The sequence below is a fragment of the Aliidiomarina soli genome (assembly GCF_003986975.1).
GTDB lineage: Bacteria > Pseudomonadota > Gammaproteobacteria > Enterobacterales > Alteromonadaceae > Aliidiomarina > Aliidiomarina soli.
The window spans coordinates 450,008-468,417 of sequence record NZ_PIPO01000002.1; the positions used below are offsets into that span (position 1 = coordinate 450,008).

Here is an 18,410-nt window from a genome sequence, read left to right on the forward strand (position 1 = left end):
GTTACAGCATACCTAGCAGTGTCGGGGAATCATGGCTCAGAAGCAAGTACCTAAAATTCTCGCGCGTCAGCTTGTTGCAGAGAGCCGCTTGCTGCGTATTGAGAGCATTGACCTTCAGTTTAGCAACGGCGAGGAACGTCGCTATGAGCGCGTTCAGGGCAGTGGCCGCGGCGCAGTTCTGGTCGTTCCTATGCTCGATGATAAAACTATGTTGCTGGTGCGTGAATACGCCGCAGGGCTGCATAACTACCAGCTGGGGTTCCCCAAGGGATTAATAGACCCAGGCGAAACACCAGCGATCGCCGCAAACCGAGAGCTCCGCGAGGAGATTGGGTATGGGGCTGAGCGTTTGATAGAGCTTAAATCGGTGACTATGGCACCCGCTTTCTTTTCCGCCTCAATGACCCTCTTTATTGGCCAGAAGCTTTACCCTGAGCGTTTAGAAGGGGACGAACCTGAACCGCTGGAAATCGTGCCCTGGCCGATTGATCAGGTCGATGAATTACTGGCCCAGCCGGATTTCACTGAGGCCCGCAGTGTAGCCGCACTGTTGCTGATGCAGCGCTGGTTGCAGGCAGAGGAGCGCATATGATGACTGAGATGCAGACCAGGGTAGCGCAGATTGCGCGGGAAACAGGGCTACTGGTCCTTGAACACTACCGTAAACAGGACTTTACCGTCAGTGATAAAGCCGATCATTCACCAGTCACCAGTGCCGACATTGAAGCCAGCGAATTTTTGACTGCCGCGCTGCAGGCGTATACCCCCGATATTCCAGTCCTTTCCGAAGAAGCCATTGTGCCATGGCAAGAACGGCGCAGCTGGCAGCGCTATTGGCTTGTTGATCCTATTGACGGAACGCAGGAGTTTATTAATGGCAGCGGCGATTTTGCGATTAGTATTGCGCTGGTTGAGCATTACACCCCGGTATTAGGTGCAATCTACTGGCCGAGCGAAGATATTTTGTACCATGCGGTTAAGGGGCGGGGAGCGCTGCGCTCAAAATTCCGCGATGACGCGTTCAGCAGTGAACCGATTACCGTGCGCCGCTTATCGGACCCACGACAGGACCGCTTAACCCTGGCGATCAGTCGTCGCCAGTCGCAGGACACCGTGCTGTCACGGATGAACCCACAACGTGATATAGACACTTTAATGACCGGCAGTTGTTCGCTCAAATCCTGCCTGGTTGCTGAGGGCTCTGCCGACTGCTTTTTGCGGGTCGGGCCGACCGGGGAATGGGACACCGGGGCCGCTCAGGTGATCGTTGAAGAAGCAGGCGGAACCCTGGTTAGCGAGCATTTTGAGCCTGTCACTTATAATCGCACAGCAAGTCTGGGGAATCCCAATTTTATGGTGCTTGGCGACCCGCGGGTCGACTGGGTGTCAGTCTTCCCTGGTTTAACGGTATAAACGCGCAGCGGGCTTCAGCCGTCGTCAGGCTGATAGTCCGCCGCCAGCACGATATGCACACTTTCATGGAGTTCAGAGTAAACAATAAGAGCCTCACCCCGACGCAGTTGATCGCGTACCTGCTCCACTTTGGTCGACAGGCTGACTTCCTGTTCACCATAGTCAGTACCTTCCTGCAGTACAAAATGCTCGATCAGCGTATTAAGCGTGTCTGTTTCGAGTTGTTCGTAAGGTACTTTCATTCAGCGTTTCCTGTGTCGAAATTGCTTTTTCCAAAATTGCTTGTTTCAAAGTAATTCAGAATGCGTTCACTTAACCAGTGGTAGGGGCGGCCCCGGCGCGAGCCGACAAACCCGACGTGGCCACCACTCTGGGTGAGCTGGTGGGTAACTATGCCTGCAGGATAACTGTCCGGCGGGGGGATGCAAGCCTTGCAGGTAAAAGGGTCGTCAGCGGCATGAATAATCAGCAGGGGCGTACGAACCGAAGGCAGGAATTTTAACCCACTGCAGCTTGAGTAGTAGTCATCAACGTCCTGAAAACCGTGTAAAGGCGCGGTGACCTGATCATCAAACTCGCGGAAGGTTCGCAGTCGGCGCAGCTGAGCCGGTTTTAGGTCAATAAATCCCTGCAACTGGCCGAGTTCTATTTTCTTTAATACCTTGCGTTTGAGGCTACCGAGCAGGTGTCCACGATAGACTCTGGAGAACCCTTGATCGATGCGCACAGAGCTGGGCCCTAGCGCCAGGGGAGCAGACACACTGACGGCTGCTTTGAGCGGGATGTCAGGGGTTTCGCCGAGCAGCTTAACCAACATATTGCCACCCAGACTGAAGCCTGCGGCAACCAGGGGTTTATTTGTCTGGCTGGCAAGTTGCTGTAAAAAATAGCGGGCGTCGCTGGTATCACCGGAATGATATGCCCGGTGGCTTCGGTTCAGGCGCCCACTGCAGCCGCGAAAATGAAAGGTCACCGCGTGCCATCCTCGTGTATGCGCTGTTTGCATCAGGTGGTCGGCGTACGGCGAATAGACCGACCCTTCGAGACCATGGAAAATAACCACTAAGGGTGTTTGTTCATCCTGTAAAGCGTGTTGTGGTGACGTGGTCCACGCGAGATCAATAAAGTCACCGTCCGCCAGGCTCAGGCTTTGCCAGAACAACTTACTACCTGGTTTATAACTAGCCAGTCGGGTCCATAACGTCTGCAGGTGACAATTTTTCAGTAATGGGTGGGGCTGGAATGAACTGTTTTCGGCCATATCTATCTACTACACACTTCTTTACAAGTAAGTGTGCAGTGTGCCTGAACTGCTGATTGCAAGCCAGCACACTGCGCTGCATAATGGGTAACTTTTCATTAACAACTACAGTCAGGATGTTAGAAGATAATGAGTGAATTATTGTTGCAACGAGTCAAGCGGGCAACGTCCGCAGCCTTAGTTGCCTTGGTGTTTACCGCACTAACGGCATGTCAGCCCGCTGAACAGGCGGAGGATAGCCCCGCAGCGCAGTCCGGCGACGTTTACGTGAGTCCTAACGACGAACGTGACTATGGTGTGGTCCGCCTGGACAATGGCCTTACCGTGCTGGTGGTCAGTGACAGCAATGCCGATAAAGCGGCTGCCGCACTGAACGTACACGTCGGAAGTATGCAAAACCCGGCGCAGCAACTTGGCCTGGCGCACTACCTCGAGCATATGCTGTTTTTGGGGACTGAAAAGTACCCGGACCCGGACGAATATGGTGAATATATGTCGCGTCACGGTGGCATGCATAATGCGTACACCGCTGATGACCATACCAATTATATGTTCCAGATAAATAATGACCGTCTCGATGAAGCACTGGACCGTTTTTCCGACTTTTTCAAAGCGCCGATTTTTGATCCTGAGTACTCGGAAAAGGAAATCAACGCAGTCGATTCTGAGTGGTCGATGCGTCGTGCCTCGGACGGGTTTATTCTTTTCAAACTCAATAATATGACGTTGAACCCTGAGCATCCGATTGCGCGCTTTCGTATTGGTAACAACGAAAGTCTGGGCGACAAAGAGGGCAGCGTGCTGTATGAAGAAATGCTCGCATTCTATGAGCGCTATTACTCTGCCAATCTGATGACGGCCTCTATTGTTGGTAACTACTCAGTTGAGGAGCTCACCGAGATGGCGCGTCGCCATTTTGCTGACGTACCTAACCACAATGCTGAGGTGCCAGAAATCGACGTCCCAGCGGTGACTGAGCGCGAACGTAATGTGCAGATCTTCTATAAGCCACAGATGGAAATGCGCATTCTGCAGATTGATTTCACCATCGACAATAACCGTCAACAGTTTGCTTCGAAGCCGAATGAACTGGTGGCCTATATGGTGAATTCTGAAATGCCGGGAACACCGGGTGCATTCCTGCGCGAGCAGGGTTGGGCGGACAGTCTTAATGCCTACGCGCAGCCAGGCGCTTATGGCAATAGCGGACGTTTTATTATCCAGGCTGAACTGACCGAATCGGGACTTGCTCATCGTGAGCAAATCGCCGGCATGCTCTTTAATTACCTGGATACGTTACGCGAAGAAGGGATTAGTGACGCGCATTACAACGAGCTAGCCACTGTACTTAGCAACCGTTTCCAGTTTTTACAGCGCGGTGATGCCTTTAGCTACGCAACTCAACTAGCGGCGGCATTGCAATACTACCCCGTGGCGAACGTTATTGATGCCTCCTATCGGCTCGACGGGTTTAACCGTGATGCGGTGAATGCCTTATTAAGTCAGCTTACGTCGGACAATGCACGAGTCTGGTTTATGTCGCAAAACGAAGAGGTTGACCAAACACTGCATTTTTACGACGGCGAGTATCGCCTGCAGCCGCTGAATGACGAGATCATCAACGGATGGCGTGAACAAGCTGCGGAGATCGAAGTAGGCTTGCCGTCGGTCAATACGTTGTTACCCGAAGACTTGTCGGTAAAACCGCTGCCGGAAACGACAACGGCTCAGCAGGTTATTGAAGAACCAGGTCTCAGCGCATGGTTACAGGTAAGCGAAAGGTTCCGTGAGCCGCGCGCCGATGTCACTCTGATGTTTTATCAGGATCATGCGCAGCGCGATTTGCAGGAACGGATCGCAGCCACGATAGCGGTCGAAGCATTCAATGTTGCCGAGCAGGCGCTGGCCCGTGAAGCCTCGATTGCCAGTGTCAGTTATAACCTGAGCCTGCAACAGGGTTTGAACCTGAGCTTATCGGGTTTTAACGACAAGCAGGCGCAACTTGCTGAGCGTGTGCTGACCAGCTTTGCATCCTACGAACCAAGCGCCGAGCGTCTCAGCCAGATCAAAGACCGCTTACGCCGTAATATTGAGAATCAGGCGCGGCAGTTCCCGGTGCAACAGTTGGGACCTCGTTTTAGTCAGTTAATGAACAAGCCGGGCGACGACAATGCAACGGTGCTTGCAGCCATTGACAAGGTTAAGCTAAACCACGTGGTCGACATGCGTGATGCATTGCTCAATGATGTTCATTTGCGTGCCCTGGTGGTCGGCAACTACACCACTGAAGATGTTGAAGCCTTGATCGAGCGCCTGAGCGGAATCGTATCAGTGACTGCTGAGGTTAATTATGCACGAGACCCAGTGGTTACTCCGCAGCCGGGGCAAACCGTCATTCATGCGCAGGATGTACCGGTTGAAGATGTGGCGCTGTTAGATAGCTATTTGTTTGCCGACGAATCAGCGGCAACCCGGGCCCGGGTAAGCTTGCTGGCGGAGCTTATGCACAGCCGCTTCTTCAACGAATTACGCACCGATAAGCAGCTTGGTTACGCAGTGGGCGTTACTCAGCTCTCCGTCGCGGATTATCCGGGATTAGGCTTCTATATCCAGAGTTCGGTTGCCAACCTGCCTGACATTATGGGTCACTTTGACAGCTTCCGTACGGAGTATACTGAGTACCTTGAGACTCTCGACGAAGACACCTTTGCCGAGGCGAAAGAAGGGGTGCTAGGAAGCCTGCGTGAACAGCCGCAAAATATTAGTCAGGAAGCGGGCCGCATCCGTGCTGACTGGCGTCGTGAAAACTTCAGCTTTGATAGTAGAGATCAATTGATCGCTGCGGTTGAGAACCTGCGCCTTGACGATATGCTGGCCTTTTATCAGCAGCAGGTGTTGCAGGCGGACGCTAATATGCGGGTTCTGATCCAGTTACGGGGTACTAAGTTCAGTGACAGTGACTGGATTGAACTTGATGACGCGGTGGTGGTAGACGACGTCGCCGAATTCCAGCGTCAGTTTGAAGAATAAAGCGGGCGTGGCGTTATAGCTGGTTGTATAAATCGACCAGCAGCCGCTGCTCCACCGCCTCTAAGGTAAGTTCAGCCGCCAGCAAGTGCTCTTTCAGTTGCTGGCGGCTTTTTTCATCCAGTGCCTCACTTGCCAGCAGTTCACGGCGAAGTTTGCGAAGTTGCCCCGTATGCTGTGCAGAAAACGGCTGTAACGAGGCCGCCAGTTGACTGAACTGAGCCTCACTGAGCGCGTTGCCCTGGCGCTGCAGGTAGATTTGCAGCAGCGCCAGATTAACGTTGTCTCCGGCGTTGTCCTGAGCCGCAATCAACCGCGCCTGCATACCAGGCTCCTGATAGATTTGCAGCGCCGCCTGCCAAAGTGTCTGGTAACTTAATCCTCGCTTTGCAGCGCTTGTAGAATCTCGCTTTGTTCCAGCCATATCGCTTCGGCCTCATCCAATTGGGTCTGATACTGGGCCTGCTCCTGAAGCAGGCGTGTTAACTCGTCTTTTCGAGCTGCCTCGTAAAGCTCGCTGTCACTGAGCTTATCGTGCAATTGAGCCAATGCCTGTTCGGCCTGCTGAATACGTTTTTCAGCAGCTTTTACCTTATCTGTTACCGGTTTGAGCTGCTTACGCTTGTCCGCGGCCGCTTGTCGTTGCTCTTTTTTGTTGGCTTTCGTGCTCTCGGTTTTGCCGCCATTGCTGGTTAACTGGGCTTCTTTATCAACCGCTTTTTGCTGCGCCCGCTCATCCTCAACCCATCGCTGATAATCTTCCAGTGAACCGTCAAAAGCCTGGACTGACTGGTTGGCAACCAGGTAAAAATCATCCACAGTGGCGCGTAAAAAGTGGCGATCATGAGAGACAATGACCATGGCGCCGGTGAAACTTTGCAACGCGCGCATCAGTGCTTCGCGGATGTCGAGGTCGAGGTGGTTGGTTGGCTCATCCAGCAATAACAGATTAGGGCGTTGATACACCACCAGTGCAAGTACCAGACGTGCCTTCTCACCGCCGGAAAACGGGCCGGTTGGGTCATACACCACGTCACCATGAAAGCCAAAGCTGCCCAGATAATCACGCAATGACTGTTCCGTTGCCTGCGGATCAAGGCGCTGAATGTGGGTCATCGGGCTTTCTTCAGGGTGCAGTGTTTCCAGTTGATGCTGGGCAAAATAGCCTATTTCGAGGCCCGCGCTCACCCGACGTTCGCCCGCCAGCGGCTTGAGTTCGCCTGCCAACAGTTTCATCAGCGTCGATTTACCAGCGCCGTTGTGGCCGAGCAAACCAATGCGACTGCCGGGCACCAGGTTCAGATGGATGTTCTCGAGAATGGTGGTGTCACCATACCCAGCCCGAAGTTTTTCCATCTCCATTAATGGGTTAGGCAATTTACCCGGTTCACGGAATTCGAACACAAAGGGGGCGGCGTCTTCTATCGGCGCACTGGCGGTCAGTTTTTCCAGTGCTTTGACCCGGCTTTGTGCTTGCTTGGCTTTGGTCGCCTGAGCCTTAAAGCGGTCGACGAATTTCTGCAGGTGGGCGCGTTGGGCCTGTTCTTTTTCATAGGTTTGTCGTTGCTGGGCCAGTTTTTCACTGCGCTGGCGCTGGAAACTGGTGTAGTTGCCGCTATAACACTGGGTTTGCTGGCGCTCGATATGAATTGTGTGTGTCACCACCGCATCGAGAAAGTCGCGGTCATGGGAAATAAGCACCAGGGTACCCGGGTAGCGCAGTAACCAGTTCTCTAACCAGTAGATAGCATCCAAATCAAGGTGGTTGGTAGGTTCATCGAGTAATAGCAGGTCCGAACGTGCAATCAACGCCTGAGCCAGATTAAGACGCATCCGCCAACCGCCGGAAAAGGCACTTACTGGCTGGCTTAGCTGGGCCTGACTGAAGCCAAGGCCGGAGAGCAAACTCGCTGCCCGGGCTTCGATTTGATAACCGCCGATGGCATCAATTTGACCGTGAATCCGGGCGATGGCTTGACCATCATTTGCCTGCTCAGCGTCGGCCAGGCTTTGTGTCAGGGCGGTGTACTCCTGGTCGCCACTGATTACGTAATTCAGTGCAGAGGTATCCAGCGCCGGAGTTTCCTGGGCAACTGAGGCGATCTGCCAGCCAGCTGGAACCTGAATGGTGCCGGCATCTTCTTTTAGCTCGCCACGCAGCAGGGCGAACAAGGACGACTTGCCGCTACCATTGGCGCCAACTAATCCAACACGGTGGCCGGGAAAAATGGTAAAATCGCTGTTTTGCAGAAGCTGTTTGCCTCCGCGCATAAGTGCTAAACCGTCTGCCTGAATCATAACTGCCCACCTGAAAAAGAGTGCTGGCAAGTTTAACACAGGCAAACCGGGCGAACAGTGGGTCAGATTGATAAAGGCAGAGGTGAACTATGACGCGTCAGAAAAAGCGCTTTATTGCAGGAGCAACCTGCACCGAATGCAATGCAGCCGACAGCCTGATGTTATTTACCGAACATGGTGTCGAGCATGTGGAATGCGTTGAATGTGGCTTTAAAATGAGCGAGCCGAAAGAACAGGGTAGCGGGTCAGAGCGGACCTTTGATGGCGTTATCGGCGTGTTTAAGCCGGACTAAGAATCGGTGAACGGATTACGCGTCGCGCGGTAGCCCTTTCTCAATCACTCTGACCAGTCGTTTTATTTGCTGCGACGGACGTTGGCTGTCGATTTTTTTCGCTGCCTGCTCGGCCAAAGCCCAGGCAATGTGTTCGCTAACCATGTCGCTGACCTCGTGTTGCCGCGATTGCAGCGCAGTTACGATATCCTCGCTGTAGGGCGCGTTGCCAAGAGCAACCGCAATATTGCGTAACCATCGCTGGTGACCGATGCGGCGAATTGGCGAGCCCTCTGTCTGCTGCAGAAAAGTCGCTTCGTCCCATCCGAACAAGGTCAGTAATTCAGGCGCGTGGAGCTGATGACGTGGCGCGAAATCGCCTTCGTCGGTAGGCGTAGCATAGCGGTTCCAGGGGCAGATTAGCTGGCAGTCATCACATCCGTATATACGGTTGCCCATCGGTCTACGGAACTCCTCGGGAATCGGTCCCTGAAGTTCAATGGTCAGGTAGGAAATACAACGACGTGCGTCAACCACATAAGGTTCCACGATAGCCTGGGTCGGACAGATGGTCATACAGGCCGTGCATTTACCGCACTGTTCGGGCTGCTTCTCATCCACAGGTAAGGGCAGGTTGATGAACAGCTCGCCGAGGAAAAACCAGGAGCCATCTTTACTGTCCAGCAGCAAACTGTGTTTACCCGTCCAGCCAAGCCCCGCTTTTTCTGCCAGGGGACGTTCCATCACCGGTGCGCTGTCGACAAACGGACGAAAGTCGGTATCAGCGAAGGCCGCTTTAATCCGGTCGCCGAGCTTTTTCAGGCGCTTACGCATTAGCTTGTGGTAGTCACGACCTAGGGCATAGCGGCTGACATAGCCAAGTTGTGGGTTTTTCAGAACCTTTGCAAAGAGCGCCCCTTTGGGCAGATAGTCCATACGAACGCAGATAGCACGCACGCTACCCGGGTGCAGCAACTCAGGGTGCAGACGCAGATCAACATGCCGTTGCATGTATTCCATTTCGCCGTGGTATTCATTGTCTAACCATTTTTGTAAGCTGGCCTGGTGTTGACTAAGATCGAGGTCAGTAATACCAACATCCTGAAAGCCAAGTTCTTTTCCCCATTCTTTGATGTCGCGGGCGAGAGCGTGATAATCGATGGAGTCTGGCATGGTGACTGGCGTGGTGATTGGCATGGTAAGGCGATTCCTCAGCAAGGTAAGCGAAGGTAACAAATGAACAGGTTTATAACGCAGAGCATACCACAGCAACTGTACCGGCCTGAACAAGTGCGCGAGACAGAAGGCCGCGCTGCTGAGCTCGCCGGCTTGTCGATGTGGCAGTTGATGGATAGAGCTGGCCGCGCCGTATTTGAATGCCTGCATGCAGAGTACCCGGTGCCGCAGCGGGTACTGGTGCTGTGTGGCAGTGGTAACAACGGCGGCGATGGCTATGTGGTTGCCAAGCTTGCTAGCCTGGCTGGTTATTCTGTACGGGTGTGTGCGGTCAAAGCGCCGACCACCGCAGACAGCCAGCGTGCGCAGCAAGAGTGGCATCAGCAGGGTGGCCAGACCGAGTCACTGAGTGACTGGCAGGACGTTGAAGCGGATGTGGTAATTGATGCCTTGCTCGGCACCGGCCTTACCAGCGATGTCCGCGGTGAAATTGCGGAAGTGATAGACGCGCTCAATGAAAGCGGCATACCAGTGCTGGCGGTCGACGTGCCCAGTGGGCTGAACGCTGACAGCGGGCGGGTATTGGGGTGTGCTGTTACGGCCACGCATACTATTACCATGGTGGCGGCCAAACGCGGCATGTTTACCGGCCAGGCAGGCGACTATTGCGGTAAGCACTGGTTTGCAGATCTCGGTATCTTGCGCGAGTTTCGGGCGTTGAATGAAGCTTCAGTCTGGCGTTTGGATGCCAGTCAGTTGCAGCATGCATTTAGCAAGCGCCCCTGGAATAGTCACAAAGGCATGTTCGGCCATGTCCTGGTGATTGGCGGTAGCGACGGTATGGCGGGTGCGGCCCGACTAACAGGTTTAGCGGCATTACGGGCCGGGGCAGGAAAGGTCTCAGTGATTTGCCAGCCAGGGCAACAAAGTTTAGTCGGGCTGCAGCCGGAACTGATGGTTCGCGGATTGGACGCGGGCGACCAGGCGGCGGATGAATTACTGGCAGAGGCGGATGTGATTGCGGTTGGTCCGGGCCTGGGACAAGGCAGTTGGGGGCAGGCATGGTGGCAAAAGGTCGCTGACTACGATGCGCCTATGGTGGTTGATGCCGATGCCCTGAACTGGTTGGCAAAGTCGGCCAACCGACGCGAAGACTGGGTGCTGACACCCCACCCGGGTGAGGCCGCGCGGCTCCTGCAGTGTTCGGGCAGCGAGGTTGAGGCAGATCGTTGGCTGGCCGCCACCAGGTTAGAGGAACAATTTGGCGGTATCGTGGTTCTTAAAGGCGCAGGCAGCATCGTCCATGGCCAGGAGTACACCGCTGTGAACACCACGGGTAATCCTGGGCTGGCAAGTGCTGGCATGGGGGACACCTTAACAGGTATCATTGCGGCTTTATTGGCACCACTTTTCAGCCATTCGATGCAGTTACGTCAGAATTTGGCTGAAACCGTCGGCTATGCCGTATTGTTGCACGGCTCGGCCGCGGATGAAGCCGCGCAGGCAGCGCCCCGGGGCATGTTAGCCAGCGACTTAATGGACGCAATACGGAAACAAGTAAACACAGATGATGATTAAGCGAACTCTGGCGGATGAGCGCCAGACTATTGAACTAGGCTCACAGCTGGCAACCGCGTTGCATGCGCCGCTGGTAATTTACTTACAGGGCGACCTGGGGATGGGGAAAACCACGTTCACACGGGGCCTGGTACAGGCACTGGGGCATCAGGGGGCGGTAAAAAGCCCCACCTATGCGTTGGTGGAGTCTTATGAATTTAACGCGATGCGCGTTTTTCATTTTGACTTATACCGTTTACAGGATCCGGAAGAACTCGAATTTATGGGAATTCGTGACTATTTCACTGATGATTGTGTATGCTTAGTAGAATGGCCGGAGCGAGGCTTTGGGCTGCTACCGCCAGCGGATCTCGACGTTGAATTGCGGGAAAATTCTGATGGCGGGCGAGACGTGATGATTACAGCACGGACCTCGGCCGGTGAAACTTGCCTGAAAAAAGTTGTAAGTTGAAGTAAAACACCATGATAAAGATAATCATGACAAAAATGATAACCAGTGCGCTACTACTGTTTGCCGTTCTGGCCAGTCCACAGGTCATGGCGGCAGAAGCCATTGAATCTGTGCGGGTTTGGCCTGCGCCGGATAAGACGCGTATTGTGTTTGATTTGGCTGAGGCGCCCACTCACAGTTACTTTACCCTGTATGATAGCCAGCCCTATCGGCTGGTGATTGATTTTCACAATACCCGCAACCAGGTCAACCTTGATGCGCTGGACTTCGAGTCACTGATGGTGGGGCGCGTGCGCACCAGTTCGCCACCGGATAGCTCGACCGCGCGGATTGTGCTGGAGCTCAGTGACCAGGTTGAACCGGTAATTTTCGCGTTACCTCCGAATGAACGCTATGGTCACCGGTTGGTGGTTGATATTCCGGGCCAGTCGGTGCCTGAACAGCGAGTTACACGCAGCGCTGACCGGTTGCCTGAACGCGAAGTTATTGTCGCTATAGATGCCGGTCACGGCGGAGAAGATCCAGGTTCAATTGGCCCCTCTGGCGTCTATGAAAAGAATATCACGCTACCCGTGGCGACCAAGCTGGCCGCATTAATTAACGCGGATCCCGGCATGAAAGCGGTGCTGGTGCGCACCGGTGACTACGGTGTGCCATTGAATCAGCGCACTCGCGTAGCGCGTGGTCAACGGGCCGATATGTTTATTTCAATTCACGCCGATGCGTTCACATCGCCTCAGCCGCGCGGCGCGTCGGTCTGGGTGTTGTCGCGACGTCGGGCGAACTCAGAGTTAGGTCGTTGGCTGGAGAACCGAGAGCAGCATTCTGAACTGCTTGGCGGAGCCGCGGAGGTACTCTCTAGCAATGGCGATGACATTTATCTGGCGCGAACCTTGCTGGATATGTCACTGGACAGTTCCATGAGCGGTGGCTTTGACGCGGCGAATATTTTTATTGATCAGTTGAGTACGGTGACGCGTTTACACAGCCGCCAACCACAAGCCGCTAGCTTAGCCGTACTGAATAGTCCGGATATCCCGTCGGTATTGGTTGAGCTGGGCTTTATATCGAACCCCCACGAGGAAACACAAATGCGTAATAGTGCTCACCAGCAGCGCCTGGCTGAGGCGCTTTATCGTGGTACCCGGGAGTTCTTTGTCAATCATCCGCTGGACGGTACTATTCTCGCCAACCAAACGGAACGTCAGCATACGGTTAAGTCAGGCGAGTCACTATCGATACTGGCTCAGCGCTACGGTACAACAGTGCGGGCTATTCAGCGGCGCAATAACCTCAGTTCGACCACGCTACGGGTTGGGCAAGTACTGGATATTCCTATTTCCTGATGCCGATCCGTCAATTACCCGCCCAGCTGGCTAACCAAATTGCTGCCGGAGAAGTAGTAGAACGTCCCTCATCGGTGGTCAAAGAGCTGGTCGAAAACAGCATTGATGCCGGCGCCAGTGAACTGCTCATCGACATTGAGCAAGGAGGGGCGCGGCGGATTCGTATTCGTGACAATGGTAGCGGTATCGAACGGGATCAGCTGGAGCTGGCGTTGAGTCGCCATGCGACCAGTAAAATCAGCTCGCTGGACGACCTTGAAAGCATTGCCTCATTAGGTTTTCGTGGTGAGGCACTGGCCAGTATAAGCTCTGTCTCGCGGTTAACGCTGACTTCAAAAACGGCGGCCCAGACAGAGGCATGGCAAGCGTTCTGTGAAGGACGTGAGATGCGGGTGCAAATTCAACCAGCGGCGCACCCCACCGGCACCACGATTGACGTGCAGGACCTGTTTTTTAATACGCCCGCCCGACGCAAGTTCATGCGCACGGAAAAAACCGAATTCGGCCACATCGACGAAGTCGTCCGGCGTATTGCACTGGGTTGCCCGCGTGTGCGCATTCTGCTGCAGCATAATGGTCGCAGAATTCGTGACTACCGGCCCTTGCGGGATGAAAGCAACGCCACGCAGCGACTCAGTTCTATTGTTGGCAATGCCTTTGCACAGCATGCGCTGAGCCTGCAGGCTGAAGTAGCTCCCTGGCTGCTGCGCGGCTGGGTTGCACCGGCAGCGCATTGTCGCCATCAGGGTGATATTCAGTATATGTATGTCAACGGTCGGATGATGAAAGACAAGTTACTCAATCATGCGATACGACAGGCATATGGTGAACAGCTGGGCGATGACCGACAACCCACCTTTGTGTTGTATCTGGAACTGCCTCCGCGGGATGTTGATGTCAATGTGCACCCGGCTAAGCACGAAGTGCGTTTTCATCAGGCACGTCAGGTACACGACTTTGTCTTGCAGTCTTTACGTCAGGCGTTGCCGGGCACGACCCCGCAAACTGAAGGTGGGGACGAGTATCAGCCACCACCACAGCATTTTTACCACCAGCCAGAGCGCAGCGGGCAGACGGCTCAGGAGCAACCGCTCTCGCCCACTGAGCGGCCAGAATCCCGTTCCCAGTCAAGTTCAGCGGCGTTTGCTGGCTATCAGCAGTTGATGACACCGGCAGCGGATGAACGTCCCGCCGCGCGCACGGACACACCTACAGATACGCAACTGCTGACGGTGCTGGAACAGACCTACGTGCTGGTAAGGCAGGGTAGTGACCTGAGCCTGGCGCGGGTCAGTGAGCTGCACTATGAAGTCGAGCGGTCTCGTTTGCTGCAGAAGTTAGCTCAGGGCTTGAGTGGCCAGCCATTGCTGGTACCGGTTCAATTGAAGCTGGATCATGCGCTGAGCGAGGCCTCGGTGCATCAGCTGGCGAAGCTCGGCGTTATGCTTAAACCATTGAGTACGGATAAAGTCATAGTGATGCAGGTTCCCGCTATGTTACGCCACCATTCTGTTGAAGACTCTCTGCATAACCTGCTGGCTTTATTGCGCAAGCAGGGTACGGATGAGAGCGAGCTTGCGAGCTGGTTAGCGGCGCAAGTGACCCAACCTCAGTATAGCGACGAACAGGCCGCTTATTGGTGGCAACAGGCACTTGCACTAGGGCGTGCCTGCGATCATCTGCGTAAACTTGACTGGCGTGCACTATGCTAGAGACTGATGAGAACAACGGGTATGTTATCTGCATCTCCGGGCCGACCGCCGCAGGCAAAACCCAATTAGCGATGACTCTGGCTGACCGCCAGCCCTGTTCTATTATCAGTGTCGATTCGGCACTGATTTACCGCCAAATGGATATAGGCACCGCGAAACCGACGCTTGAGGAGCGGGCCTGTTACCCTCATCAGTTGGTAGATATAAAAGACCCGGCACAAACCTACTCGGCAGCGGATTTTCGTCAGGATGCGCTGCAGTGCATCAAAGACGCGCTGCAGGCCGGCAAAACGCCCTTGCTGGTGGGTGGAACCATGCTCTATTACCGCGCGTTGCTGGGTGGGCTGTCCAATTTACCGGAAGCCGATGCTGAACTGCGCCAGCGGCTTAGCGACGAGGCCGAAGCAAACGGCTGGGCCAGCATGCATCAAAAGCTGGAGGCGATTGACCCGGTGTCCGCAGGGCGAATTCACCCCAATGACCCGCAGCGCATTTTACGAGCACTGGAAGTTTTTCATCTCAGTGGTAAGTCGCTGACCGACATGACCGCAACGCGTGAGCCAGGCTTACACCTACCCAGTTTCCAGTTTGCGGTAGCACCGGATGATCGAAGTGTCCTCCATCAACGTATTGAACGTCGCTTTGAGCAAATGCTGGAGCAAGGCTTTCAGGCTGAGGTCGAGGCATTGCGCCAGCGCGGGGATTTACACCTTGATATGCCGTCAATGCGTTGTGTTGGCTATCGTCAGATGTGGCAATACCTTGATGGCGATTATAGCTACCCGGAGATGATTCTGAAGGGGGTTGCCGCGACCCGGCAACTGGCGAAACGGCAAATCACCTGGTTGCGAAGCTGGCCGGATTTACATTGGCTTGACCCGGAGCGTGAGAACCTTGCTGACAGGGCGTGGTCTATATTGCAGAGTGAGCAACCAAGCCAGCCACAGATGTGGTTAAAAAAAACTTGATTTCTCAGAAATTGACCTCATTTATCTAAATATGTTGCTACACTAATGCGTGCTACACGAAGCATTAATTCTAATAACAAATTGCTAAAGGAACCTACTCATGGCCAAGGGGCAAACCTTACAGGACCCATTTTTGAATGCGTTACGTCGTGAGCGTATTCCCGTTTCGATTTATTTAGTAAACGGTATCAAGCTACAGGGCCAAATTGAATCATTTGACCAGTTCGTAGTGCTGTTAAAAAATACTGTTAGTCAGATGGTTTATAAACATGCCATTTCGACTGTTGTACCATCCCGGATCCCTAACAATTATCACCCGACAGCAAACGGTGATGAAGAGGAAGGTAGTGTCGGACAACTCTAGTAAGCAGAGGTAGCTCGCTTGTTTGATAGATATGAAGGCGGCGAGCAGGCAATACTCGTCAATGTTGATTTCCCCAACGAGTCCGCGCGTGAAGATGTAGAAGAATTAGCATTACTGGTGTCGTCGGCTGGAGTTGAAGCGTTAGATGTTGTTTCAACCAGTCGGCGTGCGCCGGATGCTAAATTATTCATCGGTACCGGCAAAGCGGACGAAATAGCTGCTCTGGTGAAAGCTCACCAGGCGGATATCGTAATTTTTAACCATGCCTTGTCTCCGTCGCAGGAACGCAATCTGGAAAAAGTATTTCAGTGTCGGGTCCTCGACCGGACCGGTCTGATCCTGGACATTTTCGCGCAACGAGCCCGTACCCATGAAGGTAAACTGCAGGTTGAACTCGCTCAGCTGCGCCATATTTCGACCCGTCTGATCCGGGGCTGGACTCACCTTGAGCGACAGAAAGGTGGGATTGGACTACGTGGGCCAGGGGAGACCCAGCTGGAGACGGACCGTCGTTTGTTACGGGCTCGTATTAAAGCAATCCTGGCGCGCCTCGCTAAAGTAGCAAAGCAACGAGAACAAGGCCGCCGCGCTCGTCTTCGCGCTGAGATTCCCACTCTGGCGCTGGTTGGTTATACCAACGCGGGTAAATCAACCTTGTTCAACCGGATTACTAACTCGACTGTGTATGCAGCGGATCAGCTTTTCGCAACACTGGATCCGACGCTACGAAAAATAGAATTAAAGGACGTGGGGCCGGTGATCCTCGCCGATACGGTGGGTTTCATTCGTCACTTGCCGCACGACCTGGTTGCTGCATTTAAAGCCACTCTGCAGGAAACACGGGACGCAGACTTATTGCTCCATGTGATGGATATCAGTGACGAGCGCCAGGCAGATAATCAGCGTCAGGTAGATGCGGTACTGGCCGAAATTGAAGCGGCTGATACGCCCCAGTTGCTGGTCTGTAACAAGATAGACAGGCTTGATTCACAACAACCGCGGATTGATTACGACGACCAGGGGCTGCCACAGCGGGTTTGGTTGTCAGCGCAAACCGGGCAGGGTTGTGAGTTGCTGCTGCAGGCTTTAGAAGAGCGCCTGGCTAAGCAAATGGTGGCCGAGAGTTTACGCCTGCCACCCGAGGAAGGTAAACTACGCAGTCATTTGTACGCGCTTGAATGCGTTGAAAGTGAGCAGATACTTGATAATGGTGATATGTTAGTATCTGTGCGAATGCCTGCTATCGAGTGGCAGCGTCTGCTCAAGAATTATGCGGAAAAACTGACTGGCTTCGTACGCGATGCGGGTTAGTGCCTTCAAGTAAGGTCAAATTATTTATGTTTAATGTGGAGTAATCGATGGCCTGGAATCAACCGGGGAATGGCGGCGATAAAAACCGCGACCCATGGAATAATCAGGGTGGTAAAGATCAGGGTCCCCCTGATCTGGACGAAGCTCTGAAAAACCTGCTAGGCAAATTAGGTCTTGGCGGTAAAGGCGGCAAAGGTAAAGGTGGCGGAACCCGCAGTGGTGGTGGCGTACCAACCAAAGGATTAATTTTGGTTGCGGTGCTGGCGCTGGTGGTGTGGTTCATTTCTGGCTTCTATACCGTCAATGAAGCTGAGCGTGGTGTGGTACTGCGTTTTGGTGCCTACCACACCGAAGTTGGTTCTGGCCTGCATTGGCGTCCGACCTTTGTTGATAGCGTCAGCAATGTCGACGTGAATAACGTCCAGTCGCAAACCACCAGTGGCTTTATGCTGACTGAAGACGAAAACGTGGTTCGGGTTGAACTGGGTGTGCAGTACCGGGTCACCAATGCCCGTGCCTATCTGTATAACGTCGAATCACCTGACTCAAGTCTGGCACAGAGTACCGACAGTGCATTACGATATGTTGTCGGACACAACACCATGGATAATATCCTGACTGTGGGTCGTGAACAGATCCGCCAGCAAACCTGGGAAATTATTGACCGTTTGGTTGAGCGCTATGACCTTGGTTTAGAAGTGATAGATGTTAACTTCCTGCCAGCCCGTCCACCTGAAGAAGTGCGTGATGCATTTGATGATGCCATCGCCGCTCAGGAAGATGAAGAGCGTTTCATCCGCGAAGCTGAAGCCTATGCCGGTGAACGCGAGCCAGCAGCACGTGGTCAGGTTCGTCGTATGCAACAGGAAGCTCAGGCATACAAAGAGCAGGTTACTTTGCGAGCGCAAGGTGAGGTTGCACGATTTAATGAATTAGTCGCGCAGTACCAAATATCACCAGAGACCACGCGTCAGCGTATGTACATTGAAACGTTGCAGGAAATTTACTCCAACAACGCGAAAGTGTTCGTCGATGTCGATGGCAGCAATAATATGCTCTATCTGCCGCTTGATCAGATTATGAAAAATCGCCAGCAGCAGACGGCTCCATTATTGCCAACCGGCTCGCAACAGCGTGCTCCGGGAACATCGGGTGGCTCACCAGAGGTGATTCAACCAGAAGGTATTCGCGGTGGCACAAGCCGTGGCACAAGTGGCCGGGGAGGTAACTAAG

17 protein-coding genes are annotated in these 18,410 nt (G+C 53.7%); 12 read left to right on the plus strand and 5 right to left on the minus strand.

Translation table 11 applies throughout. The annotated features are described in order from the left end of the window. Nucleotides 1-31: 31 nt before the first annotated feature. Nucleotides 32-592, plus strand: coding sequence for an ADP compounds hydrolase NudE (gene nudE, locus CWE14_RS05750; RefSeq protein WP_126798520.1), 561 nt, complete (start codon nt 32-34; stop codon nt 590-592). Then, nucleotides 589-1,413: a 3'(2'),5'-bisphosphate nucleotidase CysQ gene (gene cysQ, locus CWE14_RS05755; protein ID WP_126798521.1), complete on the plus strand. Its 825-nt coding sequence runs from the start codon at nt 589-591 to the stop codon at nt 1,411-1,413. Before nudE ends, cysQ begins: the two co-directional genes overlap by 4 nt. Before the next feature lie 14 nt (nt 1,414-1,427). Here cysQ and CWE14_RS05760 read toward each other — a convergent pair whose 3' ends face one another. Continuing rightward, complete coding sequence (locus tag CWE14_RS05760; protein ID WP_126788643.1) at nt 1,428-1,655, minus strand: YheU family protein; 228 nt, start codon at nt 1,653-1,655, stop codon at nt 1,428-1,430. Continuing rightward, complete coding sequence (locus CWE14_RS05765) at nt 1,652-2,674, minus strand: hydrolase (protein WP_126798522.1); 1,023 nt, start codon at nt 2,672-2,674, stop codon at nt 1,652-1,654. The genes CWE14_RS05760 and CWE14_RS05765 overlap by 4 nt, the downstream gene beginning before the upstream one ends. A gap of 129 nt (nt 2,675-2,803) precedes the next feature. On the opposite strand from CWE14_RS05765, the gene ptrA reads away from it, so the two are divergent. After that, nucleotides 2,804-5,704, plus strand: a complete 2,901-nt coding sequence (ptrA, locus tag CWE14_RS05770) for a pitrilysin (RefSeq protein ID WP_126798523.1) — start codon at nt 2,804-2,806, stop codon at nt 5,702-5,704. Nucleotides 5,705-5,717: 13 nt separating this feature from the next. On the opposite strand, the gene CWE14_RS05775 is transcribed toward ptrA, so the two are convergent. Both CWE14_RS05775 and CWE14_RS05780 read right to left on the minus strand, forming a co-directional pair. Continuing rightward, nucleotides 5,718-6,125 carry a TIGR02444 family protein gene (locus CWE14_RS05775; RefSeq protein ID WP_126798524.1) on the minus strand — a complete coding sequence of 136 codons (408 nt, stop codon included), beginning with the start codon at nt 6,123-6,125 and terminating at the stop codon, nt 5,718-5,720. Beyond that, nucleotides 6,077-7,999, minus strand: a complete 1,923-nt coding sequence (locus CWE14_RS05780; RefSeq protein WP_126798525.1) for an ATP-binding cassette domain-containing protein — start codon at nt 7,997-7,999, stop codon at nt 6,077-6,079. The genes CWE14_RS05775 and CWE14_RS05780 overlap by 49 nt, the downstream gene beginning before the upstream one ends. 89 nt (nt 8,000-8,088) lie before the next feature. On the opposite strand from CWE14_RS05780, the gene CWE14_RS05785 reads away from it, so the two are divergent. Continuing rightward, nucleotides 8,089-8,292, plus strand: a complete 204-nt coding sequence (locus tag CWE14_RS05785; RefSeq protein ID WP_126788638.1) for a YheV family putative zinc ribbon protein — start codon at nt 8,089-8,091, stop codon at nt 8,290-8,292. 15 nt (nt 8,293-8,307) lie between these two features. On the opposite strand, the gene queG is transcribed toward CWE14_RS05785, so the two are convergent. After that, nucleotides 8,308-9,468, minus strand: a complete 1,161-nt coding sequence (queG, locus tag CWE14_RS05790) for a tRNA epoxyqueuosine(34) reductase QueG (protein ID WP_420837096.1) — start codon at nt 9,466-9,468, stop codon at nt 8,308-8,310. Nucleotides 9,469-9,507: 39 nt separating this feature from the next. On the opposite strand from queG, the gene CWE14_RS05795 reads away from it, so the two are divergent. The 8 genes from CWE14_RS05795 (at nt 9,508) to hflK (ending at nt 18,409) form a co-directional block, all read left to right on the plus strand. Continuing rightward, entirely contained in the window at nt 9,508-11,025 is a 1,518-nt protein-coding gene (locus CWE14_RS05795) for an NAD(P)H-hydrate dehydratase (protein WP_198676539.1), read from the plus strand. Then, nucleotides 11,015-11,476, plus strand: a complete 462-nt coding sequence (tsaE, locus tag CWE14_RS05800; protein ID WP_126798526.1) for a tRNA (adenosine(37)-N6)-threonylcarbamoyltransferase complex ATPase subunit type 1 TsaE — start codon at nt 11,015-11,017, stop codon at nt 11,474-11,476. Before CWE14_RS05795 ends, tsaE begins: the two co-directional genes overlap by 11 nt. 35 nt (nt 11,477-11,511) lie before the next feature. Then, the gene (locus tag CWE14_RS05805) at nt 11,512-12,822 is read left to right on the plus strand and encodes an N-acetylmuramoyl-L-alanine amidase (RefSeq protein ID WP_420837098.1); all 1,311 of its coding nucleotides are present in this window, start codon (nt 11,512-11,514) and stop codon (nt 12,820-12,822) included. Beyond that, nucleotides 12,822-14,534, plus strand: coding sequence for a DNA mismatch repair endonuclease MutL (gene mutL / locus CWE14_RS05810; protein ID WP_126798528.1), 1,713 nt, complete (start codon nt 12,822-12,824; stop codon nt 14,532-14,534). Before CWE14_RS05805 ends, mutL begins: the two co-directional genes overlap by 1 nt. After that, the gene (miaA, locus tag CWE14_RS05815; protein WP_126798529.1) at nt 14,528-15,502 is read left to right on the plus strand and encodes a tRNA (adenosine(37)-N6)-dimethylallyltransferase MiaA; all 975 of its coding nucleotides are present in this window, start codon (nt 14,528-14,530) and stop codon (nt 15,500-15,502) included. Before mutL ends, miaA begins: the two co-directional genes overlap by 7 nt. 100 nt (nt 15,503-15,602) lie before the next feature. Then, nucleotides 15,603-15,866 carry an RNA chaperone Hfq gene (hfq, locus tag CWE14_RS05820; RefSeq protein WP_126788633.1) on the plus strand — a complete coding sequence of 88 codons (264 nt, stop codon included), beginning with the start codon at nt 15,603-15,605 and terminating at the stop codon, nt 15,864-15,866. A gap of 18 nt (nt 15,867-15,884) precedes the next feature. Next, nucleotides 15,885-17,177 (plus strand): ribosome rescue GTPase HflX, encoded by a 1,293-nt coding sequence (hflX, locus tag CWE14_RS05825; RefSeq protein WP_126788632.1) that lies wholly within the window; start codon nt 15,885-15,887, stop codon nt 17,175-17,177. Between the two features lie 47 nt (nt 17,178-17,224). Further along, complete coding sequence (gene hflK, locus CWE14_RS05830) at nt 17,225-18,409, plus strand: FtsH protease activity modulator HflK (protein ID WP_126798530.1); 1,185 nt, start codon at nt 17,225-17,227, stop codon at nt 18,407-18,409. Nucleotide 18,410: the final 1 nt, after the last annotated feature.